We start from the raw sequence: 25,288 nt of genomic DNA, 5'->3' as shown, positions 1-25,288 counted from the left end.
TCGGAGGTCCAACGCCGCAACCTCATTCCGAGATAGGTCATTGGGACCGGGAAACGCTCCGACGCGGCACGATCTTATACGAGCCGCCCTAGCGGCGCGACCCGCGATGGCGCGACCCGGTGTTGCGGATGCCGGCGGGCCTGCCGGGCGGGCCGGCCTTGTGGAAGCTCGGCGAGCGCGGGGATCTCGTCCCGCCGGCCTGTGGCCTCGTCTGGCCTTCGGAAAGCAGTTCGAAGCGCAGCGCTCCGGCCACGGCCGCCGCTTCCACCAGCCTCACCTCCACACGATCGCCGAGGCGATGGGTCTCGCCGCTGCGTGAGCCCACCAGGGCATGGCGGGCCTCGTCGTGGTGATAGAAATCGTTGCCGATGGTGGAGATCGGCACGAAGCCGTCGGCGCCGGTCTCGTCGAGCTTGATGAACAGCCCGGCGCGGGTGACGCCCGAGATCTGGCCGGTGAAACTGGCCCCGACCCTGTCGGCGAGATGGTGCGCGATGAGCCGGTCGATGGTCTCGCGCTCGGCCGCCATGGCGCGACGCTCGGCCGCCGAGATCTGCTCACCGATCTGGTCGAGGGCGCCCACCGTCACGTCGGAGGACAGGCCGTCCGGACCGAGCCGGCACGCGGCGATCAGCGCCCGGTGGACGATGAGATCGGCATAGCGCCGGATCGGTGAGGTGAAATGGGCGTAGCGCCTGAGATTCAGGCCAAAATGGCCTAGGTTCTGCGCGGCATAGACGGCTTGCGCCTGCGAGCGCAGAACCACCTCGTTGATGAAGATCGCGTGCTCGGTCTCGGCCACCGCGCCGAGAATGCGGTTAAACAGGGCAGGGCGCAGGGCGCCTTCCTTGGGGATCTTGATGCCGATGGAGGCCAGTACCTCGCCGAGCGCGCGCATCTTCTCCAAGGCCGGCTCGTCATGGACGCGGTAGATCAGCGGCTGCTTGGCCTGTTCCAGGGTCTCGGCGGCGGCGACGTTGGCCTGAATCATGAACTCCTCGATGAGCCGATGCGCATCGAGGCGGGCCGGCACCACCACCCGGTCGACGGCGCCGTCCGGCGTCAGCAGCACCTTGCGCTCGGGCAGGTCGAGGGCGAGGGGGCCGCGTGCCTCGCGTGCCTCCGTCAGGGCCGCATAGGCGGCCCAGAGCGGGCGCAGGACGGGCTCCAATAGCGGCGCCGTGGTCTCGTCGGCGAATCCGTCGATGGCCGCCTGCGCCTGGGCGTAGGACAGCTTGGCGCGCGAGCGCATCATGACCCGGTGGAAGCTGTGGCGCTTCTTCACCCCGTCGGCGCCGATCACCATGCGCACGGCGATGGCGGGGCGATCCTCCTTTTCCCTCAGCGAGCAGAGGTCGTTGGAGATGCGCTCCGGCAGCATCGGCACGACGCGGTCGGGAAAATAGACCGAGTTGCCGCGCAGGAGCGCTTCGCGATCAAGGGGAGAGCCGGCGCGGACATAGGCGGCCACGTCGGCGATGGCGACGGTGACGACGAAGCCGCCCCGATTGGCCTCGTCCGGGTCCGGCATCGCCATGACGGCGTCGTCATGGTCTTTGGCATCGGGAGGATCAATGGTCAGGAGAGGCTCGGCGCGCCAATCCTCGCGCCCCTTCATCCCCACCGGCTCCACCGCGTCGGCCTCGGCCAATGTGTCGGCGGCGAAGACATGGGGGATGTGGTGGAGATGCAGCGCGATCAGGCTGACGGCACGCTCAGAGCCGAGGGACCCGAGGCGCTCTGTCACGCGCCCACGCGGCAAGCCGAACCGGCTCTCGCTGACGAGGCTGACGCTGACGAGGTCGCCGTCCCGCGCCTCGCCTTCCTCGCCGGCGGGAATCGCGATCTCGCGCCCCTGTGCCCGCTTCTCCACGGGCACGATGCGACCGCCATCGGGACCGGAGCGGTAGACGCCGATCACCTCAGCCTTGTTCTTGCCGATGACCTTGATGACGCGGCCGGAATAGCGCCCGCTCTCGCCGGGGATCGGTTCGACGCGCAGCAAAGCGCGGTCGCCGATGCCCGGCGCGGCGCGGCCGGGCTTCTTTCCGCTGCGCGGCGAGGAGACCAGGATCTTCGGTGGCGGCCCCTTCGCATGGTCCCATTCCACGGGAACGGCAAAGAAATCGCCATCGCGATCGCGCGACTTGATATCGGCCAGCGTCACCGGCGGTAGCCGGCCGGGCGGCACCAGCCCGGCGCGCCCGCGCTCGATCTCCCCTTCCTCCTCGATCTCCTTGAGGATGCGCTTCAACCCGATGCGGTCGGCACCCTTGATGTCGAAGGCCGCGGCGATCTCGCGCTTGCCGACCTTCTCGGTCGCCTGCGCGATGAAGGCGAGGATCTGCTCGCGAGAGGGAAGGGCGCTCTGCCCGGGGTTGGGATTGATGCGTCTGGCCAAATGTCTCTGGGCTCGAACTCGTCTAACGCGCCGCTCATGTCTTGGCGGCGAGAGGTCGAAAGGCCTCAGGCTCGGGCCTTTCCACATCCGACAACATGGGACCGCGCGAGGCCGGGGGCAATGTTCTTCCGATGTTCATCAACCGGTGGACGCGGAACCCACGATCCGCTCCACCCCGGCATCGATGTCGAGACCTGGGTCGAGCAGGTCGGCGAGGGTAAACGGGGAAGAAGCCGGCAGGCCGAACGACACCCGGCCCTCCGAAGCCTGGAATTCGGGCGACTCGGCCTCGCCCACGGCTAGGGTCCAGATTCCATCGATCTTGAGGGACTTCGCCGCCTCGGCGTCAGAGAGCAAGGCGGCATGGGCGCGCCGCGCCTCCTCGCGCCAGCGCAGGCTTTCCGCATCGTCCGAGATCAGGGCCGCCTTCACGAGGCTGGCGAGAAGGGTCTGAAGAGTCGTCGTCATCTTTGCTGCGGCCTCCGCCATCATGGAGGGTCAACGCGCAAGACCCGCGCCGGGCCTCGCATCGGCGGGTTTCCGGCGCAGAGCACCACCCTCAAAGCTTGTTTGATTTGGTTTTCCAACGTCTTACCTCATCCTGAGGTGCCGCATAGCGGCCTCGAAGGAGAGCTCCAGCACCCACTGAGCGAACTAGAGGGAAACTTCGAAGCCCGCTGACGCGGGCACCTCAGGATGAGGCGATCTGCTGGGACGATCGACCCTGGCATGAGCATCCGCTGAGAACTGCGATCGAACAGACCACAGTCAGTAAGGCGTGCCCTTCGCGCGCTGCGCCTTTAGCGCCTCGGCGTGCCAGACGAGCTCGTCGAGGAACCGCTTTGCGGCCTTGCCCAGCCACTCCTCCTGCGGCACGCCCTCCGCGTCGAGCGCCTTTCCGATGCGGGGGATCGGCAGCAGCGACGCGATGCTCGGTGCGCCGAGCTCGGCCATCATCGCCCGGAGCTGCATCGCCGCCCGCACGCCGCCATATTGGCCGGCCGAGTAGCAGACGATGGCCGAAGGCCGCCAGAAATACTCTTCGAGGAAGTGATCGAGCGTGTTCGAGAGGGCCGGCGGGATCGAGTGGTTGTACTCGGCCGAGACGACCACGAAGGCATCCGACCGGCGGTAGAGTGTGGCGAGGTCCTCGAGCACCTGCGGCGCCTCGCCCTTGGGATATTCCTTGTACATCTTGTCGAGGAGCGGCAGCTTCAACTCGGCCGGGTCCACTAGCGGAGCCTCGATGCCGCGCTCCCGCAGGCGCGCCACTAGGAAGCGCGCCGCGCGCAATCCCTGGCGCTCGCTGCGGACGGAACCGAGGATGACGGGGATCACGAGGGACATGGCGCTACTCCGGCAACGATGAACGCGGGTTTGTCCATCGTAACGCCGCAGGTGAAGGCTGTCGCGTCCTCGCGACCGGACGCGCCGGACCTTTACGGTCCGGTCCGATGCTCACCTTTCGTCAGGCCGCGTTGAGGCAGCACTTCTTGTATTTCTTCCCGCTTCCGCACGGACAGGGATCGTTGCGGCCGATCTTCACCGGATTGCGGATCGGGAGGCCCGCTCCCTCGGCTGTCCAGGCCAAGGCCCCTATGGGATCGTCGAGCGTGCCGTAATTCTGTCCGTCGAACCGCTGCAGGTCGTTCGGCTTCGCGGTCGCCCGGCGAAGGGTGGTGTGAAACCACCCTGCATCGCTGAACTCGTCACTCAGGCGGCCATCGGCCCTGGCGGCCGTGCTCCGCAGGGCGAGGTCGGCGTAGCCGAGGAGGGCGATGGTCTCCTCCCAGCCGACCCAGGCGACGTCGCCCTCGACGGCGGCGCGCTTGTCGTCGAAGCGCACCAGGAGGTCGTGGGTCTGCTGCCGATCGACGCGCCCGGTCTGCGTCAGGTAGGCGAGGGCGGCGAAGACCTCGTTGCGGGCAAAGCCGTCCACCGTCGAATCGAGCAGCAGCGCGTGCATCGGCGCGACATCGCCATCGAAGAGGCTGGTGAGCATCTTCGCCATGGTGATGGTGAGGGCGTCGCCGAGGAGCGCGTCCAGCCCGTCGGAATCCTGGCGTCGCAGGATACTCAGGAGCGGGACGAAGGCGCGCGTCTCGCCGACCGCCGCCAGGACGTGCAGCCCCCAGAACAGCAGGTTGCCCTGCGCCTCGTCGAGCTCCTTGCCCTCCGCCGCCAAGGCAAGGACGGCGAGGACCGGTTCCGCGATGGCGGCGGGGTTCGCGACGGCCTGTAGCATCGCCTCCTTCGGCAGATGCTTGGCGGCCGACAAGACGTCGATCAGGTCCTGGTTCGCCATCAACGGCCTCCTGGTCTGGGGTGCTGCGAGCCTGTCTCAGCCTCTCAGTGTCGCCCCGGTCTTGCGGGTCACCTCGGCGACGATCTTGGCCGTGACGCCTTCGATCTCCGCATCGGTGAGGGTGCGCTCCACCGGCTGCAGCGTCACGGCGATGGCGACGGATTTCGCGCCCTCGGGGATGCCCGTCCCCTCGTAGATGTCGAAGACGTCGATTCCCGCGATGAGCTTGCGTTCGGCCCCTTGCGCCGCCTTCACCACGTCGCCCGCCGCCACGTCACGCCCGACGACGAAGGCGAAGTCGCGCGAGATCGGCTGGAAGTCGGAGAGGGCGAGGGCGGGCTTCACCTTGGTGGGGCGGTATTTCGGCAGGGGGATCGTATCCAGCGTGATCTCGAAGGCCACGAGCGTGCCCTTCAGGTCCAGAGCCTTCATCACACGGGGATGGATCTCACCGAAATAGCCGATTGGGTTCTTCGGCCCGAACTGCATCGTGCCGGAGCGTCCGGGATGAAGCCAGGCGGGGCCACCCGCCACGATCTGGAGGCCGCCGGTCGGCACGCCCAGCGCCGTGAGGAGGGCCAGCGCGTCGGCCTTGGCCTCGAACGCATCGACGGTGGCGGCGGCCCCCGCCCAATGGCGGCCGGCGCCGTCGTGGCGTGCGGTGCCCCGGCGGATGGCCGTGGCGCAGATCGACTGGCCCTCGGGCTGGTCGGTCTCGAAGCACTGGCCGACCTCGAACAGGGCGACATCGCCATAGCCGCGGTCGGCATTGCGCTGGGCCGCCCGGAGAAGGCCGGGCACCAGGCTCGGACGCATGTCGGAGAGATCGGCGGCGATGGGGTTGGCCAGCGCCAGATCCGCCTTGCCGCCGCCGAACAGGACGGCGTCGTCATGCGGGATGAACGACCACGTCACCGCCTCCACGAGGCCGCGCGTGGCCAGCGCCCGCTTGGCGAGACGCGTGCGCTTCTGCAGCGGCGTCAGCGTCGCCTTGGCGATGGCGGCGTCGCCACGGGTCAGCGGCTTCGGCTCGATCCGGTCGAGGCCGGCGATGCGGATGATCTCCTCCACGAGATCGGCCTTGCCTTCCACATCCGGGCGCCAGGACGGGGTGAGGACCTTCACACGGTCGCCCGCTCCGGCCACGTGGAACCCGAGGGTCTCCAGCGTCACCTTCATCTCGGCGCGGGACAACTCGATCCCGGCGAGCCGACGGGTCTCGGTCCAGGGAAAATCGATGACCCGTTCCGTCTCCGGCAGGTCACCGGCGATCACCGCCTCGCTCGGCGTGCCGCCGCAGATCTCGACGACCATGCGGGTGGCGAGGTCGAGCCCCGGCAGGGCGAAGACGGGATCGACGCCGCGCTCGAAGCGGTAACGGGCATCGGTGATGATGCCGAGACGCCGCCCGCTCTGGGCGATGTTCACCGGATCCCACAGGGCGGATTCGATGATGACGTCCACGGTGCCGTCGTCGCAGCCGGAGGCCTCGCCGCCGATGATGCCGCCGATGGATTCGGGGCCGTTCTCGTCGGCGATGACGACGATGCCGTCATCGAGCGCATAGGTCTTGCCGTCGAGGGCCTTCAGGCTCTCGCCGTCGCGGGCGCGACGGACCGTGAGAGCGCCCTTCACCTTGGCCGCATCGAAGACGTGGAGCGGGCGTCCGCGATCGAAGGTGAGGTAATTGGTGATGTCCACGAGCGCGTTGATCGGGCGCAGGCCGATGGCGCGCAGGCGGGCCTGCATCCAGTCGGGGGAGGGGCCGTTCTTCACGCCGCGCACGAGGCGCAGGGCGAAATACGGGCACAATCCCTTGTCTGCGGGCTCGAAATCGAGGGTGACCGGCACGGGGCACTCGCCCTCGCCACGCACAGGCGGCATCGGCTCGCGCTTCAATACGCCGATGCCGGCAGCCGAGAGATCGCGGGCGATGCCGTGGATCGAGGTACAATCCGGACGGTTCGGGGTGAGGTTGATCTCGATGATCGGATCGTCGAGCCCGGCATAGAGCGCGTAGGCCTGGCCGGTCGGGGCGTCCGCCGGCAGATCGAGGATGCCGCTTGATTCCTCGCCGAGGCCGAGTTCGGCGCCCGAGCACAACATGCCGAGGCTCTCGACGCCCCGGATGTTGCCGACCGCCAGGGTCTTGTCGAGACCGGGCACGTAGGTGCCGGGGGGCGCGAACACCGTCTTCATCCCGGCGCGCGCATTCGGCGCTCCGCAGACGACCTGGACGGGCTGCCCGTCGCCGGCATCCACGGTGCAGACACGCAAACGGTCGGCATTGGGGTGCTGTTCGGCCGTGAGCACATGGGCGACGACAAAAGGCGCGAGCGCCGCCGCCTTGTCCTCGACGCCTTCGACTTCGAGGCCGATCCGAGTCAGCGTCTCGGAGATGTTCTCCAGAGACGAGTCGGTGTCGAGGTGCTCCTTGAGCCAGGAGAGGGTGAATTTCATTTTCTTCTCGCCTGGAAGAGGAGGTGAACGGCTAGGGTCTGACGGTCTGGGCCGGTCAAACCCTCTAAGCGCGAGACGACACTTCTTGCCCGATCAAGATGTTCCTTGACCGCGGCCAGTTCGAATAAGTTGCTCCGGGGAGGCGAATAATCCGCAATCATGCGCGCCTCCTGAAGCTGGATCAGGTCGGTTCCGATGTCCCGTAGAGCGATCGTCTGCTTCAACGGGCCATTCGTCTGGAATGCATTTTTCATCGGGCCATGATCGATGCCGCGATAGACGCGTTCGAAATCAGCGGAGTTGGTATCGCCGCCGGGCAGCATCTCGGAAGCACAAAGCCACATGAGGGCATGGAAAGCCGCATAGTAGGCCGAGCTGACGGCCCGCCGCTTCGCCGTACCGCTACGGGAGTTCTGTTCGACCAGGGCTTCTGCCTGATCCAACATGAGATCGACCATCGACGCCATGGATCAGTCTATATCGCTCTCAGTCTGCTTTTCGCTGGCGACATCGTTCTTCAACAAGATGAAGCGATCCTCTCCTCGGCTGATGAGAGCAGACCTCAAGATATGGCTGGCATTCAGCAGCGGATCGGGCTTCGTATCTGGCCGACGTTGATAACGAGCGACGATCTTGATGACCGGATCTCCGTCAAAATCCGAACTGGAGACGGCTTCGGCCCCCAGGAACCCGGCCTCGGGAACCTGCTCGCGCAGAACCTCGGACACCAGTCTGGTAATCTCCTGATCGGTCATCGATCGCTCCATGCCCATCAACTCGTCAGCCCGGCCACCAAGCTCGGGATGTCCAACGGGCGGAAGCCGTAATGCTCCAGCCATCGCACATCCGCCTCGAAGAACGGGCGCAGGTCGGGCGTGCCGTATTTCAGCATCGCGATCCGGTCGATGCCCATGCCGAAGGCGAAGCCCTGGACGAAATCCGGGTCGTAGCCGCAGTTCCTGAGCACGTTCGGATGGACCATGCCGCAGCCGAGGATCTCGAGCCAGTCGGTGCCCTCGCCGAAGCGGATTTCGCCGCCTTTGCGCGAACACTGGATATCGACCTCCGCCGACGGCTCGGTGAAGGGAAAGAACGACGGCCGGAACCGCATCTTCACCGCATCGACCTCGAAGAAGGTACGGCAGAACTCCTCCAGAACCCATTTCAGGTTGGCGATGGTGGCGCTCTTGTCGATCACCAGTCCCTCCACCTGATGGAACATCGGCGTGTGGGTCTGGTCGGAATCGTGGCGATAGGTGCGGCCGGGGCAGATCACGCGGATCGGCGGCTCCTGGGAACGCATGGTGCGGATCTGGACCGGAGACGTATGGGTGCGCAGCACCTTGCGCTGGCCGTTGCGGTCGGGCGCCAGGAAGAATGTGTCGTGCATCTCGCGCGCCGGATGGCCGGGCGGGAAGTTGAGGGCGGTGAAGTTGTAATCGTCGGTCTCGATGTCCGGGCCTTCGGCCACCGAGAAGCCCATATCGGCGAAGATCGCGGTGATCTCGTCCATGACCTGGCTGATCGGATGGATGCGCCCGCGCGCCTCCGGCGCCTCGCGCACCGGCAGGGTGACGTCGATCCGCTCGGCCGCAAGGCGGGCTTCGAGGGCGGCCTCTGCAAGCGCCTCGCGCCGCGTGGAGATGGCACCCTGGACCCTGTCGCGCAGCCCGTTGATGAGCGGACCGCGCTCCTTGCGCTCGTCCGGCGTCATGCTGCCGAGGGTCTTGAGCAGGTCGGAGATCGAGCCCTTCTTGCCGAGCGCCGCGACGCGCACGGCATCGAGGGAGGCCTCGTCGGACGCACTGCCGACCTGCACGAGCAGATCGCCTTCGAGGGTTTCGAGATCGGTCATCGGTTCAAACCACCGGTTGGCATCTGGCCTTCGGATCGTGTGCGGCCCCCGCGAGCGGTTTTGCGGGTAAGCGCCGCCAATGCAAGCGCGCCTGCCGACGATCCTTTGCGAAAAACGAAGGCGCGGCACCTTTCGGTCCGCGCCTTTCGCATCGACGAATGAGAGGGCGTGTGAACGCGCCTCAGGCAGCCTTACGAATCAGGCAGCCTTGGTGAGATCCGGGAGAGCGGCCTTGGCCTTCTCCACCACCACAGCGAAGCTGGCCGGCTCGTGAATGGCGAGCTCGGACAGAGCCTTGCGGTCCACCTCGATGCCGGACTTCGCGAGACCGTTGATGAAGCGCGAATAGGTCAGGCCGTGCTCGCGAACAGCGGCGTTGAGGCGCTGGATCCAGAGAGCGCGGAACGTGCGCTTCTTGTTCTTACGATCGCGGTAGGCATACTGCATGCCCTTCTCGACCGCCTGCTTGGCGATCCGGATCGTGTTCTTGCGCCGGCCGTAATAGCCACGGGCGGCCTTGAGGACTTTCTTGTGCTTTGCGTGACTGGTCACGCCGCGCTTGACGCGGGCCATGGGTTCTCTCCTGGATTACGAAAACAGTATCGGCTGCGGCGAAGGATTACCGGCTGTTGGGCAGGAAATACTTCTTCACGTTGGCAGCATCGCCCTCGAACAGGGTGGTGGTGCCGCGCAGGTTGCGGATCTGCTTCGTCGTCCGCTTGATCATTCCGTGGCGCTTGCCGGCCTGGGCATACATGACCTTGCCGGTGCCGGTGATCTTGAAGCGCTTCTTCGCGCCCGACTTGGTTTTCAGCTTGGGCATTTGGCTCTCCTGAACGCGCATGCCCTCCGACCCTGGGACAGGTCGAAGGCGTGCGCTCGGTTGATGCTTCTGATGGAGCAGCACGAACCGCCACGGCAGCCCTATCGGCCGGGCGGTTCAACGCGAGGGGGCGTATGACAGAAAAGAGACGTCGTTTCAATGGCGGCTGCGCTCGCCGGGCCGTCGCCCCTCCCGCTCGCTCCCTCCTTGAAACGGCGGTGACCGGATTTTCCATGGAAATGCGGCGTCCGGTTGCTTGACAGGCCGGGGTGCGGAAACTAGACCCCCGACACCGCCGGAAACGGGGCGGGACGCCGTGCGGGCGTAGCTCAGTTGGTTAGAGTGCCGGCCTGTCACGCCGGAGGTCGCGGGTTCGAGTCCCGTCGCCCGCGCCACGTCCATCATCGACCTGCGTCGTGGTGGACGATCCGAATGCCAAGCTACCCAGATACGCGGGCGTAGCTCAGTTGGTTAGAGTGCCGGCCTGTCACGCCGGAGGTCGCGGGTTCGAGTCCCGTCGCCCGCGCCATTCATACAACCCAAATCGCCGAACGGGCAGCTTCGATACGGGTCGCGCCGAGGGATCCCCTCGACACGGGACGTTCGCGCCCTAGCCTTCTTCCGAGCGCGACTCGCGAAATGGGCTGTCCGAACCATGGCAGGCTTCTTCTTCCTTTATTTCACCGCCTGCATGGCGAATGCGCCGGACACCTGCGAATCGAAGCGGCTCCCGCTCGATGTCGCCGATGCAAGGGGCTGCATCCGCGTGGCACAGCCGCAATTGGCGCGATGGATCGACACCCATCCCGATTACCGCATCACCGCATGGCGCTGCGGGTCGCCGCCCCGGGATCTCGGCACGCGGATCTAAGGGGGCAGCGTCGGGGTCGAGCTTCGCCTCAGTCCATCCACGTAAACATGATGCGTGGCGGATCGGACACATCCGCCCGTCCTGCGACCCCGTGCGCCCCGCCGCCGCGATTTCGCCCCATCGGACCGGGATGGCGGAGCCGACGACACGGCAGCGCAGCGAACCGGCACCGAGCGATGATCCCCTTCCCCTTGTCCCCCATCCTGTCGCGCCTGGGCGCCGGCGTTCTTGTGGGGAGCCTGCTGGCGCTCGGCGGCTGCGGCGGGCCGACGATTCTGCCCGAGGCCGACAACCTCACGAGCCCGGTGATTCTCGACGAGGGGGCCGCCGCCGCGGCGATCTCTCGCTACAGGGCGTCGCACGGGCTCGGCCCGGTGGTGCTGGATTCCAGCCTGATCCGGGCGGCCTCCTACCAGGCGGAATCCAACGCCAAGGCCGGCAGGCTCAGCCACGAGATCGGCGGCACCTTCGAGTCGCGCATGGCGCGGGCGGGATTTGGCCGCTCCTTCGCCGCCGAAAACCTCAGCGCCGGCTCCAACACCTTCGACGAGGTGCTTGCGCGCTGGAAAAATTCGTCCGAGCACAACAAGAACATGCTGATGCCCCAGCTTAAGCGGATCGGCATCGCCCGGGTCGATGCGCCGGGCACGCGCTACAAGCGCTTCTGGGCCCTGGTCCTCGCCGGCAACTGACGGCGCAGCGGTTCAGGGGGCGCGGGACCTCGCCGCGCCGCTCAATCCGTAATCTGGTCGGCCTCGGTCAACACGTCCTGAATGCTGCGGATGATCGTGCGCATCTCAGGGATCATTGCGATGGCCCTGGCGATCCGCGAAGCCTCCTCGCGTGTCATGAGGCCGGTCGCCTCCCGCTTCTCCGCCTCGTCGGAAAAGTAGGTCCAGGCGACGGCCGCCCCGTCCGCATCCTCGATGCAGAAACTCTCGACCTTCTCGACGACGAGCCAGGGTGTGGGGAAGCCGCGCGCGGTCATCGCTGGTCTCTGTAGCCGGGGAGGGGCAAGGAAAGGCGTAGACGCTTGGTGGGCGGTGACGGGCTCGAACCGCCGACCCTCTCCGTGTAAAGGAGACGCTCTACCAACTGAGCTAACCGCCCGACGCGCGCTGCATCGTTAATCCAAGCATCGTCGGGATGGCAACCCTAAGCGGGCTACAAAGAAAAGGCCCCGGGGTTCTGCCCCGGGGCCTTTTCATTCTCCAGCGGTAGATGCCGGTCAGTGAGCGATCACCGTCGTCGGCTCGTCCTCGCCGACCACGGGGCGGCGAGCGACGGGGAGGGGCTCCTCCCACTCGATCGGCACCGGCTGTCGCACGAGGGCGTGCTTCAGCACCTGGTCCATCCGCGCCACCGGGATGATCTCCATCCCGTTCTTCACGCTGTCGGGCACCTCGGCGATGTCCTTGGCGTTCTCCTCGGGGATGAGGACCGTCTTGATCCCGCCGCGCAGGGCCGCAAGCAGCTTCTCCTTGAGGCCGCCGATGGGCAGGATGCGGCCTCGCAGGGTGACCTCTCCGGTCATCGCCACATCCTTCCTCACCGGGATCCCGGTGAGGGTGGAGATGATGGCGGTGGCCATGCCGATACCGGCCGACGGACCGTCCTTCGGGGTCGCCCCTTCCGGAACGTGGACGTGGATATCGCGACGCTCGAACAAGGGCGGCTCGATGCCGAAATCGACGGCGCGGGAGCGGACATAGCTCGCCGCCGCCGAGATCGACTCCTTCATCACGTCACGCAGGTTGCCCGTGACCGTCATCTTGCCCTTGCCAGGCATCATGACGCCCTCGATCGTCAGCAACTCGCCGCCGACCTCGGTCCAGGCAAGACCCGTCACCACGCCGACCTGATCCTCCTCGTCGATCTCGCCGTAGCGGAACTTCGGCGCACCGAGGAAATTCGGCAGGTTCTCTTCGGTGACGGCGACGGCCTTCACCTTGGTGATGAGGATCTCCTTCACCGCCTTACGGATCAGGTTCGAGATCTCGCGCTCCAGGTTACGCACGCCCGCTTCCCGCGTGTAACGGCGGATGAGCATGAGAACACCGGAATCGTCGATCTCCCATTCCTTGACCGTGAGGCCGTGCTTCTTCACCGCGCCCGGGATGAGGTGCTTGCGCGCGATCTGAAGCTTCTCTTCCTCGGTGTAGCCGGCGATACGGATCACCTCCATGCGATCCATCAAGGGCGCGGGGATGTTGAGCGTGTTCGCCGTGGTCACGAACATCACGTCCGAGAGGTCGTAATCGACTTCCAAGTAGTGGTCGTTGAACGTGCCGTTCTGCTCGGGGTCCAGCACCTCGAGGAGTGCCGCGGACGGATCGCCACGGAAATCCTGGCCCATCTTGTCGATCTCGTCGAGGAGGATGAGCGGGTTCGAGGTCTTGGCCTTGCGCATCGACTGGACGATCTTGCCGGGCATGGAGCCGATATAGGTCCGACGGTGACCGCGGATCTCGGCCTCGTCACGCACGCCGCCCAGCGACATGCGCACGAACTCGCGTCCGGTCGCCTTGGCGATGGACTTGCCGAGCGAGGTCTTGCCGACGCCGGGAGGGCCGACGAGGCAGAGGATCGGGCCGGTGAGCTTGTTGGCGCGCTGCTGCACGGCGAGATACTCGACGATGCGCTCCTTCACCTTCTCCAGACCGAAATGGTCCTGGTCGAGCATGACCTGCGCACCGAGCAGATCCTTCTTGATCCGCGACCGCTTCGACCACGGGATGCCGAGCATCCAGTCGAGATAGTTGCGCACGACGGTGGCTTCCGCCGACATCGGCGACATCTGCCGAAGCTTCTTCAGCTCGGCCATCGCCTTCTCGCGAGCCTCCTTCGAGAACTTGGTCTTCTCGATCTTCTCCTCGATCTCGGCGAGCTCGTCCTTGCCGTCCTCGGAATCGCCCAGCTCCTTCTGGATCGCCTTCATCTGCTCGTTGAGGTAGTACTCACGCTGGGTCTTCTCCATCTGCCGCTTGACGCGGGTCCGGATGCGCTTTTCCACCTGGAGCACGGAGATCTCGCTCTCCATCAGCGACAGGACGCGCTCGAGGCGCTCGGCCACCGTGGGGATTTCGAGGATTGCCTGCTTGTCGGCGATCTTGACCGCGAGATGCGAGCCGACGGTATCGGCGAGCTTCGAGGGCTCGTCGATCTGAGTGACGGCGGAGACGACCTCGGGCGAGATCTTCTTGTTGAGCTTCACGTAATTCTCGAACTCGGAGATGACCGAGCGGGCGAGGGCTTCGGCCTCGACGGGGTCGCCGAGCTCGTCGGTAAGCGTCTCGACCTCGGCCTCGTAGAACGAATCCGACTTATTGAAGTTCGTGATCCTGGCGCGGCCCGCGCCTTCGACGAGCACCTTCACGGTGCCGTCGGGCAGCTTCAGCAGCTGCAGGACACTGGCCAGGGTGCCGATCTTGTAGATCGCATCGGTGGACGGATCGTCGTCGCTGGCATTGATCTGTGTGGCCAGCAGGATGTGGCGGTCGGTGCGGACGGCCTCTTCGAGGGCGCGGATCGACTTCTCGCGGCCGACGAAGAGCGGCACGATCATGTGCGGGAAGACGACGATGTCGCGTAGGGGCAGAACGGCGTAGGAGCCCGTCGAACCCGGAACGACCGGCTGGCGAGATTTCGATTGGGACATGTCGGACTTCCTCTTGATGGACTCCGGGCTCTAGCTCCTCGAAATGAGCAAGCATCCTGCCACGGGCCGACCGGGCCGCATCGCGGGGTCGGGGACATCGTTGAACTGTGAGGCTGGAGGCGGACACCGCACCTCAGAAGGTGAGCGTGCGGCCGTCGCGTCTGACAATTCAGATGGAAGCCGGGGAGGACTTTTTCAAGAATTCTCCCCGGACCGTTTCGGCGGCTAACCTCGGCCGCCGAGTCGCACCCTCAGGCGCTGACGCTCGCCGGAACGTCCTTGTTGCGGTCGCCGTGGATGTAGAGGGGGCGCGACTTGCCCTCCACCACTTCCGGACCGATCACCACCTGCTCCACGGATTCGAGGCCGGGCAGGTCGTACATCGTCTCGAGCAGGATGGTCTCGAGGATCGAGCGCAGACCACGGGCGCCGGTCTTCCGCTCGATGGCCTTGCGGGCCACCATGGAGAGCGCCTCGTCCTGGAAGGTGAGGTCGACGTTCTCCATCTCGAACAGGCGCTGGTACTGCTTGACCAGAGCGTTCTTGGGCTCCTGCAGGATCCGCTTGAGGGCGGTCTCGTCGAGGTCCTCCAGCGTCGCCAGCACGGGCAGACGGCCGACAAATTCCGGGATCAGGCCGAACTTCAGCAGGTCCTCGGGCTCGACATTGCGGAAGATCTCGCCGGTGCGGCGGTCGTCCGGAGCCTGGACGGTGGCGCCAAAGCCGATCGAGGTGCCCTTGCCGCGCGCCGAGATGATCCGCTCCAGGCCGGCGAAGGCGCCGCCGCAGATGAAGAGGATGTTGGTGGTGTCGACCTGCAGGAATTCCTGCTGCGGGTGCTTGCGGCCGCCCTGCGGAGGCACGGAGGCGACGGTGCCTTCCATGATCTTGAGGAGGGCCTGCTGCACGCCTTCGCCCGACACGTCGCGGGTGATCGACGGGTTGTCGGACTTGCGGGAGATCTTGTCGATCTCGTCGATGTAGACGATGCCGCGCTGCGCCCGCTCGACATTGTAGTCGGAAGCCTGGAGCAGCTTGAGGATGATGTTCTCGACGTCCTCGCCGACATAGCCGGCCTCGGTCAGCGTCGTCGCATCGGCCATGGTGAAGGGCACATCGAGGATGCGGGCCAGGGTCTGCGCGAGCAGGGTCTTGCCCGAACCGGTCGGCCCGATCAGCATGATGTTGGACTTCGCCAGCTCGACGTCGTTGTGCTTCGAGGCGTGGGCGAGGCGCTTGTAATGGTTGTGGACCGCGACGGAGAGAACCTTCTTCGCGAAATCCTGGCCGATGACGTAATCGTCCAGAACGCGGCGGATCTCCTTCGGCGTGGGCACGCCGTCGCGCGATTTCACCAGGGAGGACTTCGATTCCTCGCGGATGATGTCCATGCACAGTTCGACACACTCGTCGCAGATGAACACCGTCGGGCCCGCGATCAGCTTGCGGACCTCGTGCTGGCTCTTGCCGCAAAACGAGCAGTACAGCGTGCTCTTCGAGTCGTTGCCGCCAGTCTTGCTCATGTCGGTCTCCGTTCGCGGGTGCGACGCCAGCCCCGGGGCGCACGCGCATCTTTTAAGATCTAAGGGCGCCCGCCTAAAGAAACAGTCACCTGCGCGCTTTCTGCCGGTAGGTCAGACTCGCGATGCAAGCATGCTGCCGCGACGGGATCAAGGCAAAGCCGCACGCGCGGCCCGCCTCTAAAGGACGCGCCGTGGCCGCCAGGCGGCCACGGCGCGGTCGAAATCAGGCGGCGGCCGGCTCGGGACGCTTCTGGATCACTTCGTCGATCAGGCCGAATTCCTTGGCCGCGTCGGCGGTCATGAAATTGTCGCGCTCGAGCGCCTGGACGATGGTGTCGTAGTCGCGTCCGGTATGCTTCACGTAGATCTCGTTGAGACGCTTCTTCAGCGCTTCGATCTCGCGGGCATGGATCAGGATGTCCGTCGCCTGGCCCTGGAACCCGCCGGAGGGCTGGTGGACCATGATGCGGGCGTTCGGCAGCGCGAAGCGATGGCCGGGTTCGCCGGCGGTGAGCAGCAGCGAGCCCATCGAGGCGGCCTGGCCGACGCAGAGGGTCGTCACCGGGCAGCGGATGAACTGCATCGTGTCGTAGATCGAAAGGCCCGAGGTCACCACGCCACCGGGCGAGTTGATGTAGAAGGAAATTTCCTTCTTCGGGTTCTCGGCTTCGAGGAACAGCAGCTGCGCGACGATCAGCGAAGCGCCGTAATCCTCCACCGGGCCGGTGAGGAAGATGATCCGCTCACGCAGCAGGCGGGAATAGATGTCGAAGGCGCGCTCGCCGCGGCTCGACTGCTCGACCACCATGGGAACGAGTGCGCTGTTATAATAGTCGACCGGATCTCTCATCATTCTCGTGCCCCAGGCTTCAAGGGGTCCGGCCGCGCGAATCAGGGCGCGGGCCGGACGTGTCAGCGAACTACGGCGGCGGTGAACGCCGCCTTTACATCCAAGCCCGCCGCCCTTTTGGGAGCCTCGAGCTCAATCGGCCTTGGCGACGGCCGGCAGATCGTCGCCCGAAGGAGCCTGGGATTCATCCGCCTTCGACTCCGTCGATTCGGCGCTGGCCGCATCGGCATCCTCGTCGGCGAACAAAGCATCCTTCGAGACGGGCTCTTCGACCAGCTTCACCTGGGCGAGGACATGGTCGACGACCTTCTCCTCGAACAGGGGTGCGCGAAGCTCGGCCAGGGCCTGTGCGTTCTTCCGGTAGAAGTCCCAGACCTGCTGCTCCTGCCCGGGATATTGCCGGACACGGGCGATCAGGGCTTGGTTCACCTCGTCGTCGCTGACCTTGATATCGGCGGTCTCGCCCACCTGCGCAAGCACCAAGCCGAGACGGACGCGCCGCTCGGCGATCTTGCGGTATTCGGCCGTGGCCTTTTCCTCGGTGGTTCCCTCGTCCTCGAAGGTCTTGCCACGAGTCTTCAGGTCCTGCTCGACCTGGGCCCATACGGCGGCGAATTCCTGGTGGACGAGGCTCGGGGGAAGTTCGAAGGCGTACTTGCCATCCAGCGCGTCGAGGAGCTCCTTCTTGAGCTTGCGGCGCGACTGAGCCTCGAAATCGCCGCCGAGGGCGCCGGCGACGGCCTCCTTCAGCTTCTCCAGCGATTCCATGCCGAAGCCCTTGGCGAGCTCGTCGTCAATCTTGGTCTCGCCCGGAGCCTGGATCGCCGTGACGGTCACGTCGAACTCGGCGTCCTTGCCGGCGAGATGCTCGGCACCGTAGGCCTCGGGGAAGGTGGACTTCACGACCAGGGACTGGCCGACCTTGGCACCGACCAGCTGGTCCTCGAAGCCAGGGATGAACGAGCCCGAGCCGAGCTCCAGGTCCACGCCCTCGCCCTTGCCGCCGTCGAACTCGACGCCGTCGATCTTGCCGACGAAGTCGATGGTGACGCGGTCGCCGGTGGCGGCCTCGGCGCCCTCGTCCTTCGGGGTGAAAGCGCGGTTGGAAGAGGCCATGCGGGTGATCGCCTCGTCGACTTCCTCGTCGCTGGGCTTGGCCACCTGCTTCGTCAGGGTGACGTCGGACAGGTCGGCGAGCTCGAAGCTCGGCAGCACTTCGAGGGCGACGTTGAAGGACACGTCGTCCTTGGCGGCGAGCGCCCGGTCGACGATGGAGGCCTCGCCGGGGAATTCGATCTTCGGCTCGAGGGCGAGCTTGAGGTTGTTGTCGGTGACGATCTTCTGGTTGGCCTCGTTGACCGCGTTCTGCAGCACGTCAGCCATCACCGAGCGGCCGTAGAGCTTGCGCAGATGGGCCACCGGCACCTTGCCGGGGCGGAAGCCCTTGATCTGGGCCTTGTCCTTGAGGGTGGACAGCTCGGTCGTCAGGCGCTCTTCGAGCTCCTTGGCGGCCAGAAGCACCTGGAACTCGCGCTTCAGACCCTGGGAGAGTGTCTCGGTCACCTGCATCGTCGTCTTCCCGCTGTCGTCCGTGTGATCGGTCAAAAATTCTTGCGTGGCACCGCCGTCAGGGCGTGACACCACAGGCGGCGTTTGACGAAGCGCGCCCGACCGGAGGCCGACTCCGAGCGGCAGAGCGGGCCGGCCATCGCTGTGAGCCAATCCGTTCCCGACGGCGGAGGCTGGTGCGGGCGGAGGGGCTCGAACCCCCACGTCTTGCGACACTGGAACCTAAATCCAGCGCGTCTACCAGTTCCGCCACGCCCGCAAGCGCCAACGCCCGGCGCGCCTTTTCAGCCGCCAGAGCGCGGTCCTATAGCATGCGCGCGCAAGTCCGCAGCAAAAAAATAAGGCGTCGCCGATCAGGCGCGCGGCGGCGGTTGGCGCCGCGCGGGAGCGCCGTCTACAAGCATGCCGGCGGGGCGGCTGCGACCGCCCGTCCATCGACTTCCGTCCGAGGTGACATGCCGAGTTCCGACCCGAAGAATGGCCGTTCCCCCTCGGAGACCGGCGGCCTGTCCCGCCGCTCCCTGATCGGCCGGGCCGCGGCCCTCGGCCTTGCCGGACCGGCTCTCATCCCGCGCGCGGAGGCGCAGACGGGATCGGGGAAAGCCGCTCCCAAGCCGGCCCCCGCGCCGGCCAAGCAGGCCGAGCCCAAGCCTGCCGAACCGTTGCCGGAACCGCGCCTCCTCGTCGCTGGGCCGGGGACGAACCGCCTGAAGCCGGAGCCCACCGCCGAGACGCCGGTCTGGACCTTCGACGGCAAGGCGAGCCTGCCCGTCATCCGGGCGAAGCTCGGCGAGACCGTCCGCCTGCGCGTGGAGAACAAGACGGACAAGCCGCTCTCCCTCCACTGGCACGGGGTGCGCAACCAGAACGCCATGGACGGCGTCGGCGGCGTGACCCAGCCGCCGATCGCTCCGGGGGCGGACTTCACCTATTCCTTCGTCCCGCCGGATGCGGGCACGTTCCTCATCCGTCCCCTCGTGGTGGGCGGTTCGAGCGAACCGTCGGGGCGGGGCCTCGCCGGGGCGTTGATCGTCGAGGAGACCGCGCCGCCCTCCCTCGACCAGGACCTCGCGCTGCTGATGCAGGATTGGCGGCTGGAGGAGAACGGCACGCTGATGCCGTTCGGCCAGGCCGCCTTCGCCGCGGCCTCCGGGCGCCTCGGCAACCTCGTCACCATCAACGGCAAGCCGGTCCCCGAGGCGATCGAGGTCCGTCCGGGATCGCGCATCCGCCTGCGCCTCGGCAATGTCTGCAACGCGCGCGGAACCCGCATCCGGTTCGAGGGCGCCAAGGTCTACGTGGTGGCGGTGGACGGCCAGCCCACCGACACGTTCGAGCCCCTGCGCGCGACGCTGCCCTTCCCCCCCGGCACCCGCTACGACCTGATGCTCGACATGCCGGCGGAGGCCGGCGCCAGCGTCACCGTCAATGCCCTGGTGGGCAACGGCCTCGTCCTGGCGACGCTCACCGCCAAGGGTCAGCCGGTGACGGAGAAGCGTACGCCGATCGCACCGGTGGGCGAGAACAAGCTCCTGCCCGCCGAGGTCAAGCTCCAGAACGCGGTGCGCCGCGACATCGCGATCACCGGCGGCGCCAAGCTCGACAAGGACAAGCCCAACGCCGAACCGGCCTATACCGGCGATCCGAACCGGGTCTGGGCCATCAACGGGATCACGGGGGCGTCCGGCACCGCTCCCTCCTTCACGGTGAAGCGCGGCCAGGTGGTGGTCCTCGCGATCCGGAACGACACCGCCTTCCCGCAGGCCCTGCACGTCCACGGCCACGCCTTCCGGCTGCTCCACCCGCTGGACGACGGCTGGGAGCCCTATTGGCTCGACACGTTCCAGCTGCTCGAAGGTCGCACGGCCCGGATCGCTTTCAAGGCGGACAATCCCGGCCGCTGGGTCATCGGCTCCACAGTGCTGGAGCGGTTCGACACCGGGCTGTGGACGAGCTTCGAGGTCACCTGACCAGGGCGGCGAGAACCCTTGGCATCGTCTCCGGCAGATCCTCGGCGATGAGGCCCGGCCCGTGCCGCAGCCCAGCATCGCCGTGGAGCCAAACCGCCGCGCAGGCGGCCTCGAAGGACGGCATGCCCTGCGCCAGCAGGCCGGCGACGAGGCCGGCGAGGACGTCGCCCGAACCGGCGGTGCCGAGATAGGGCGTAGCGTGGTCATTGATGACGGCGCGTCCGTCGGGCGCGGCGATAATGGTATCGGCGCCCTTCAACACCACCACCGCCCCGGCGACAGACGCCGCCCTCAGCGCCCGTTCGAGCTTGCTCGCCTTCGGATCGACGGCGTCCGTGCCCGCGAAGAGGCGGCCGAACTCACCGGAATGCGGGGTCAGCACCGCTTGGCCCCCGCCATCCGCGATGAGGCTCGCCAATTCGTCGACCTGGCCCTTGAAACTCGTGAGCGCGTCGGCATCGAGGACGAGGCTTCGCCCGACGCCAGCCGCCACGGCGACACGCTCGCGGGTCGCCTCGCCGCTCCCCATGCCGGGGCCAGCGAGAATGACGTTGAGGCGCTCGTCCACGAGGAGATCGTCGAGGTCGTCGGCGGTCTCGCACGGGGTCAGCATGATCGCGGTGAGATGCGCGGCGTTCTCGGCCATGGCAGCGGTGGGGGAGGCGATGGTCACGAGGCCGGCCCCGACCCGCAACGCCGCCCGTGCCGCGAGGCGGATCGCCCCGGTCTTGAAGGCGGGACCGGACAGGGCCAGCACATGCCCCCTGGTGTATTTGTGGCTGACGGCGTCGAGCCTCGGGACATCGCCGCCCCAGAGATCCGGCCCGTTGCGCCAGACCCTCGGCGTGCCGGCCAGCCCCGCTTCGAGGGCGGCGTCGCCGATGCCGATATCGGCCACATGGAGATGGCCGCAATGGGCGCGGCCCGGCTGCAGCAGGTGGCCGGGCTTGAGCGCGACGAAGGTGACCGTCTCGCGCGCCCTGAGCGCCACCCCGCGCAAAGCGCCCGTATCGCCGTCGATCCCGCTTGGAATATCGACGGCGAGGACCGGGACGTCTGTGGCGGCGACCCGCTCGACCAGGGTCTTCGCCGCGCCGTCGAGGTCGCGGGACAGGCCCGCCCCGAACAGGGCGTCGATGACGAGGGCGGCGCCCGCCGGATCGGCCTCGGTGAGCACCACCCCCTGCCATTCCGCCGCCGCCAGGGCGGCATCACCCGTCAGGCTGTCCACCGGCACGGTGCAGACGAGGTCGACCGCGTAGCCGTTTCGTTCGAGGAGACGGGCGGCGACGAGACCGTCCCCACCGTTGTTGCCGGGTCCGCAGAGGACGAGGATGCGGGAGGGCGCGGCCACCATCGCGGCGGCCCTGGCGGCCACAGCGGCGCCCGCCCGGCGCATCAGCTCAATTCCCGGAACGCCCGCCGCTATGGCGGCGGCATCCATCCTGCGCATCGCGTCGACGGTGATGAGACGGTGTGACGGCATTGCGAACTTTCGCCTTGTCTCGTGTGACCATGCCTGCGCACCGCTCATGCCGCGCCGCTATTTCAGGCGCAAAGCGGTCGTGGCTGAAACGATTTGCATTCAATGCCTACCGAATAGGCAATTTAACACCCGTCTCCGGGAAAACGGCGTGGCGAAGGCCGAGCCGCGATGGTAGGAAAAGGACCCGGAGCAGCATTCAGGTCAGGCCCGTTCGGCATGAAGAAGATCGAAGCGATCATCAAGCCATTCAAGCTGGACGAGGTGAAGGAGGCCCTTCAAGAGGTCGGTCTTCAGGGCATCACCGTGATCGAAGCCAAGGGGTTCGGCCGGCAGAAGGGCCATACCGAGCTCTATCGCGGCGCCGAATACGTGGTCGACTTCCTGCCCAAGGTGAAGCTCGAGATCGTCCTCTCCGACGCCCTGGTCGAAGGCGCCGTGGAAGCCATCCGCAAGTCTGCCCAGACCGGACGCATCGGCGACGGCAAGATCTTCGTCTCGACCATCGAGGAAGCGATCCGCATCCGCACCGGCGAGACCGGCACCGACGCCATCTGACGCGTCCTCCCGGCACGGCATCGGCCGGCCGGCGGCGATGGTCGGGCGGCAAGGATCTGACGGCAAGGATCCGACGGCATGACGGGGTGCGAAGGCGTCGACCTGTCACGATACGGTGGCGCACGGCTCTAGCCTCGCGCCGCACCAGAAGCTAAGTCCCTTCGCGCACGCCCCTTCCCAATCCGCGGCACGCCACCGCGTGGTGCGGCAAAACCACGGCCGAAACAGGCCGAGCCTCGAAGGAGACACAGGGATGGCAAAGACCGCCGATCAGGTCCTCAAGGAAATCAAGGACAACGACGTCAAGTACGTCGATTTCCGCTTCACCGATCCCCGGGGCAAGTGGCAGCACGTCACGTTCGACGTGTCCCTCGTCGATGAGGAAATCTTTGCCGAAGGCACGATGTTCGACGGCTCGTCGATCGCCGGCTGGAAGGCGATCAACGAATCCGACATGCTGCTGATGCCCGACCCGGCGACCGCCTGCATGGACCCGTTCTTCTCGGCCTCCACCATGTCGATCGTCTGCGACGTGCTCGAGCCCTCGTCCGGCCTGCCGTATTCGCGCGATCCGCGCAGCACCGCCAAGCTCGCCGAGGCGTTCCTCAAGTCCACCGGCATCGGCGACACGATCTATGTCGGCCCCGAGGCCGAGTTCTTCGTGTTCGACGACGTGAAGTTCGGCTCCGACCCGTACCATACCGGCTTCCAGCTCGATTCGGTGGAACTGCCCACCAACGGCTTCACCGATTACGAGGGCGGCAACCTCGGCCACCGCGTCGCCACCAAGGGCGGCTACTTCCCCGTGCCGCCGCAGGATTCGGCGCAGGACATGCGCGGCGAGATGCTGGCCGCCATGCAGTCCATGGGCGTGAAGGTCGAGAAGCACCATCACGAGGTCGCCTCGGCCCAGCACGAGCTCGGCATGAAGTTCGACACGCTGACCCTGCTCGCCGACCACATGCAGATCTACAAATACGCGATCCACAACGTGGCCCAGAGCTACGGCAAGACCGCGACCTTCATGCCCAAGCCCGTCTTCGGCGACAACGGTTCGGGCATGCACGTGCACCAGTCGATCTGGAAGGACGGCAAGCCGATCTTCGCCGGCGACAAATATGCCGATCTCAGTCAGGAATGCCTCTGGTACATCGGCGGCATCATCAAGCACGCCAAGGCGCTGAACGCCTTCACCAACCCGTCCACCAACTCCTACAAGCGTCTGGTGCCCGGCTACGAGGCCCCCGTGCTGCTGGCCTACTCGGCCCGCAACCGCTCGGCCTCCTGTCGTATCCCGTGGACGACGAACCCGAAGGCCAAGCGCGTCGAGGTCCGCTTCCCCGATCCGATGGCGAACCCCTACCTCGCCTTCTCGGCCCTGCTGATGGCCGGCCTCGACGGCATCATCAACAAGATCGATCCGGGCCCGGCCATGGACAAGGATCTCTACGACCTGCCCCCGCGCGAGTTGAAGAAGATCCCCACCGTCTGCGGCAGCCTGCGTGAGGCCCTCACGAACCTCGACCGCGACCGCGCCTTCCTGAAGGCCGGCGGCGTGTTCTCGGACGACCAGATCGATTCGTTCATCGAACTGAAGATGACGGAAGTGATGCGCTACGAGATGACCCCGCACCCGGTCGAGTTCACGATGTACTACTCGCTCTGAGAGCGGGCCGGCCGGGCGCATTGGCGCTCGACCTTTCGGACAATCCGCGACGCCGGGGCCTCGAAAGGGACTCCGGCGTTTCGCGTTCCGGCACCGAGGCGACCGGGGATGCCGACTCCCTCCGTTGCTTGCCTACAATATTCATATCGTTCGTGGGATACGCGGCCCTCCTCCCCCTTGTGGGGAGGAGTTGGAGGTGGGGGTGGTTCCGCCAGCCTCCGCAGCTTGAGGGTCGCCCAACCACCCCCACTCCTAACCTCTCCCCACAAGGGGGAGAGGGACGCGCTTCGCCTGAAGGAGCAGACGGGTGAACCCGGTCGGTCAAAAACTCCGCGTCGGCCGGTCGAGGACGCTGCGTCCCATCAGGCTGGCGGCGAGATCCGTCATCAGGATCGCGGTGCGGCCGCGCTCGTCGAGGAAGGGGTTGAGCTCCACGAGGTCGAGGCTGCGGACGAGGCCGCTATCGTGCAGCATCTCCATGGCGAGATGCGCCTCGCGGAAGGTAGCCCCGCCCGGAACCGTGGTGCCGACGCCCGGCGCGATGCCGGGATCGAGAAAATCCACGTCGAGGCTCACATGCAGCCATCCGCCGGCGGCGGCCACCCGTTCGAGGAAGGCCTTCAGCAGGATGCCGATGCCGAACTCGTCGATGGCGCGCATGTCGTGCACGGTGATCCCGGCCTCGCGGATCGTCCGCCGCTCCGCCGGATCGACGCTACGCAGGCCGATCATGCAGACGTTGTGCGGTTTCACCGGCGCGGCGGGCGGCGGCAGGTAGGGGCCGAACCCGTCCAGGCCGAGAGCATAGGCCATCGGCACCCCGTGGAGATTGCCGCTCGTCGTGGTCTCCAGGGTGTGGAGGTCGGGATGCGCGTCGAGCCAGAGCACATGCAACTCGCAGCCCGCCTCGGCCGCCCGCCGGCTCATGCCCGAGACCGTACCGGCCGAGAGGCTGTGATCGCCGCCGAGGAAGATCGGCAGGCCCTCGCCCCCGGCCCGATAGGCGGCCTCGCTGAGCGCCGACGTCCAGCGCGCGAAGTCAGAGAGGTTGGTCACGCTCAGATTGGGATGGGCGACGGCCTCGCCGGGGGGAGGGGCGACGTTCCCGCGATCCTCCACCACCAGGCCGAGGGCGGTGAGGGCGCCGCCCAAACCGGCGGCCCGGTAGGCGCTCGGGCCCATGTCGCAGCCCAGCCGGCTCGTCCCCTCCTGGACCGGCACGCCGATGAGGATGCAGCGTTTCTCGTCCATGGGTTCATTCTCCGGTCCGCCGACACGATACGGGCCGCGCACGAC

Annotated in this window: 22 protein-coding genes and 4 tRNA genes; 7 read left to right on the top strand and 19 right to left on the bottom strand. The window is 66.7% G+C overall.

Annotation, left to right across the window (positions count from 1 at the left end):
* Positions 1-88: 88 nt before the first annotated feature.
* The 10 genes from rnr to rpmI all read right to left on the bottom strand — a co-directional run bounded on the left by rnr (position 89) and on the right by rpmI (position 9,844).
* A complete protein-coding gene (gene rnr, locus ASF26_RS14605; protein WP_056255339.1) occupies positions 89-2,401 on the bottom strand; it encodes a ribonuclease R in 2,313 nt (770 codons plus the stop codon).
* Between the two features lie 138 nt (positions 2,402-2,539).
* Positions 2,540-2,869, bottom strand: coding sequence for a hypothetical protein (locus ASF26_RS14600; RefSeq protein WP_056255805.1), 330 nt, complete (start codon positions 2,867-2,869; stop codon positions 2,540-2,542).
* Between the two features lie 300 nt (positions 2,870-3,169).
* Complete coding sequence (locus ASF26_RS14595; RefSeq protein ID WP_056255337.1) at positions 3,170-3,748, bottom strand: NAD(P)H-dependent oxidoreductase; 579 nt, start codon at positions 3,746-3,748, stop codon at positions 3,170-3,172.
* A gap of 121 nt (positions 3,749-3,869) precedes the next feature.
* The gene (locus ASF26_RS14590; protein WP_056255334.1) at positions 3,870-4,706 is read right to left on the bottom strand and encodes a DUF1186 domain-containing protein; all 837 of its coding nucleotides are present in this window, start codon (positions 4,704-4,706) and stop codon (positions 3,870-3,872) included.
* A gap of 36 nt (positions 4,707-4,742) precedes the next feature.
* Positions 4,743-7,166 (bottom strand): phenylalanine--tRNA ligase subunit beta, encoded by a 2,424-nt coding sequence (gene pheT / locus ASF26_RS14585; RefSeq protein WP_056255333.1) that lies wholly within the window; start codon positions 7,164-7,166, stop codon positions 4,743-4,745.
* Positions 7,163-7,633 (bottom strand): hypothetical protein, encoded by a 471-nt coding sequence (locus ASF26_RS14580; protein ID WP_056255329.1) that lies wholly within the window; start codon positions 7,631-7,633, stop codon positions 7,163-7,165. Before ASF26_RS14580 ends, pheT begins: the two co-directional genes overlap by 4 nt.
* Before the next feature lie 3 nt (positions 7,634-7,636).
* Positions 7,637-7,921: a hypothetical protein gene (locus tag ASF26_RS14575; RefSeq protein WP_147829579.1), complete on the bottom strand. Its 285-nt coding sequence runs from the start codon at positions 7,919-7,921 to the stop codon at positions 7,637-7,639.
* A 17-nt stretch (positions 7,922-7,938) separates the two neighbouring features.
* Positions 7,939-9,021 (bottom strand): phenylalanine--tRNA ligase subunit alpha, encoded by a 1,083-nt coding sequence (gene pheS / locus ASF26_RS14570; protein WP_056255324.1) that lies wholly within the window; start codon positions 9,019-9,021, stop codon positions 7,939-7,941.
* 198 nt (positions 9,022-9,219) lie between these two features.
* Complete coding sequence (gene rplT / locus ASF26_RS14565; RefSeq protein ID WP_056255321.1) at positions 9,220-9,594, bottom strand: 50S ribosomal protein L20; 375 nt, start codon at positions 9,592-9,594, stop codon at positions 9,220-9,222.
* Between the two features lie 46 nt (positions 9,595-9,640).
* Entirely contained in the window at positions 9,641-9,844 is a 204-nt protein-coding gene (gene rpmI / locus ASF26_RS14560) for a 50S ribosomal protein L35 (protein ID WP_018044555.1), read from the bottom strand.
* A gap of 318 nt (positions 9,845-10,162) precedes the next feature.
* Here rpmI and ASF26_RS14555 point away from each other — a divergent pair.
* The 4 genes from ASF26_RS14555 to ASF26_RS14540 all read left to right on the top strand — a co-directional run bounded on the left by ASF26_RS14555 (position 10,163) and on the right by ASF26_RS14540 (position 11,407).
* Positions 10,163-10,239, top strand: a tRNA-Asp gene (locus ASF26_RS14555).
* 57 nt (positions 10,240-10,296) lie between these two features.
* Positions 10,297-10,373, top strand: a tRNA-Asp gene (locus ASF26_RS14550).
* A gap of 126 nt (positions 10,374-10,499) precedes the next feature.
* Entirely contained in the window at positions 10,500-10,715 is a 216-nt protein-coding gene (locus tag ASF26_RS14545) for a hypothetical protein (protein ID WP_056255320.1), read from the top strand.
* A 176-nt stretch (positions 10,716-10,891) separates the two neighbouring features.
* The gene (locus ASF26_RS14540; RefSeq protein ID WP_056255317.1) at positions 10,892-11,407 is read left to right on the top strand and encodes a CAP domain-containing protein; all 516 of its coding nucleotides are present in this window, start codon (positions 10,892-10,894) and stop codon (positions 11,405-11,407) included.
* A 41-nt stretch (positions 11,408-11,448) separates the two neighbouring features.
* On the opposite strand, the gene ASF26_RS14535 is transcribed toward ASF26_RS14540, so the two are convergent.
* The 7 genes from ASF26_RS14535 to ASF26_RS14505 all read right to left on the bottom strand — a co-directional run bounded on the left by ASF26_RS14535 (position 11,449) and on the right by ASF26_RS14505 (position 18,574).
* Positions 11,449-11,703: a hypothetical protein gene (locus ASF26_RS14535; protein WP_056255315.1), complete on the bottom strand. Its 255-nt coding sequence runs from the start codon at positions 11,701-11,703 to the stop codon at positions 11,449-11,451.
* A 46-nt stretch (positions 11,704-11,749) separates the two neighbouring features.
* Positions 11,750-11,825: transfer RNA gene (locus tag ASF26_RS14530), tRNA-Val, on the bottom strand.
* Between the two features lie 118 nt (positions 11,826-11,943).
* Entirely contained in the window at positions 11,944-14,373 is a 2,430-nt protein-coding gene (gene lon / locus ASF26_RS14525) for an endopeptidase La (RefSeq protein ID WP_056255313.1), read from the bottom strand.
* A 251-nt stretch (positions 14,374-14,624) separates the two neighbouring features.
* On the bottom strand, positions 14,625-15,896 hold the full coding sequence (gene clpX / locus ASF26_RS14520; RefSeq protein WP_018044550.1) for an ATP-dependent Clp protease ATP-binding subunit ClpX: 1,272 nt from the start codon (positions 15,894-15,896) through the stop codon (positions 14,625-14,627).
* A 223-nt stretch (positions 15,897-16,119) separates the two neighbouring features.
* Positions 16,120-16,746 (bottom strand): ATP-dependent Clp protease proteolytic subunit, encoded by a 627-nt coding sequence (locus ASF26_RS14515; RefSeq protein WP_026176059.1) that lies wholly within the window; start codon positions 16,744-16,746, stop codon positions 16,120-16,122.
* 132 nt (positions 16,747-16,878) lie between these two features.
* Entirely contained in the window at positions 16,879-18,315 is a 1,437-nt protein-coding gene (gene tig, locus ASF26_RS14510; RefSeq protein WP_056255310.1) for a trigger factor, read from the bottom strand.
* A 174-nt stretch (positions 18,316-18,489) separates the two neighbouring features.
* Positions 18,490-18,574, bottom strand: a tRNA-Leu gene (locus ASF26_RS14505).
* Between the two features lie 196 nt (positions 18,575-18,770).
* Between ASF26_RS14505 and ASF26_RS14500 the strand changes: the two genes are divergently transcribed.
* Entirely contained in the window at positions 18,771-20,285 is a 1,515-nt protein-coding gene (locus ASF26_RS14500) for a multicopper oxidase family protein (RefSeq protein ID WP_056255308.1), read from the top strand.
* On the opposite strand, the gene ASF26_RS14495 is transcribed toward ASF26_RS14500, so the two are convergent.
* Entirely contained in the window at positions 20,278-21,771 is a 1,494-nt protein-coding gene (locus ASF26_RS14495; RefSeq protein WP_056255306.1) for a bifunctional ADP-dependent NAD(P)H-hydrate dehydratase/NAD(P)H-hydrate epimerase, read from the bottom strand. The genes ASF26_RS14500 and ASF26_RS14495 overlap by 8 nt on opposite strands.
* 216 nt (positions 21,772-21,987) lie before the next feature.
* Here ASF26_RS14495 and ASF26_RS14490 point away from each other — a divergent pair, with 216 nt between their 5' ends.
* Both ASF26_RS14490 and glnA read left to right on the top strand, forming a co-directional pair.
* A complete protein-coding gene (locus tag ASF26_RS14490) occupies positions 21,988-22,326 on the top strand; it encodes a P-II family nitrogen regulator (RefSeq protein WP_003600526.1) in 339 nt (112 codons plus the stop codon).
* Positions 22,327-22,579: 253 nt separating this feature from the next.
* Positions 22,580-23,992 (top strand): type I glutamate--ammonia ligase, encoded by a 1,413-nt coding sequence (glnA, locus tag ASF26_RS14485; RefSeq protein WP_056146229.1) that lies wholly within the window; start codon positions 22,580-22,582, stop codon positions 23,990-23,992.
* 321 nt (positions 23,993-24,313) lie between these two features.
* Here the strand turns inward: glnA and rocF are convergent, their stop codons facing one another.
* Complete coding sequence (rocF, locus tag ASF26_RS14480; RefSeq protein WP_056255303.1) at positions 24,314-25,243, bottom strand: arginase; 930 nt, start codon at positions 25,241-25,243, stop codon at positions 24,314-24,316.
* Positions 25,244-25,288: the final 45 nt, after the last annotated feature.

The organism is Methylobacterium sp. Leaf93, from assembly GCF_001422345.1.
GTDB classification, from domain to species: domain Bacteria; phylum Pseudomonadota; class Alphaproteobacteria; order Rhizobiales; family Beijerinckiaceae; genus Methylobacterium; species Methylobacterium bullatum.
Note: the sequence above shows the minus strand (reverse complement) of the source record. Positions and strands in the feature narration are given on the sequence as shown.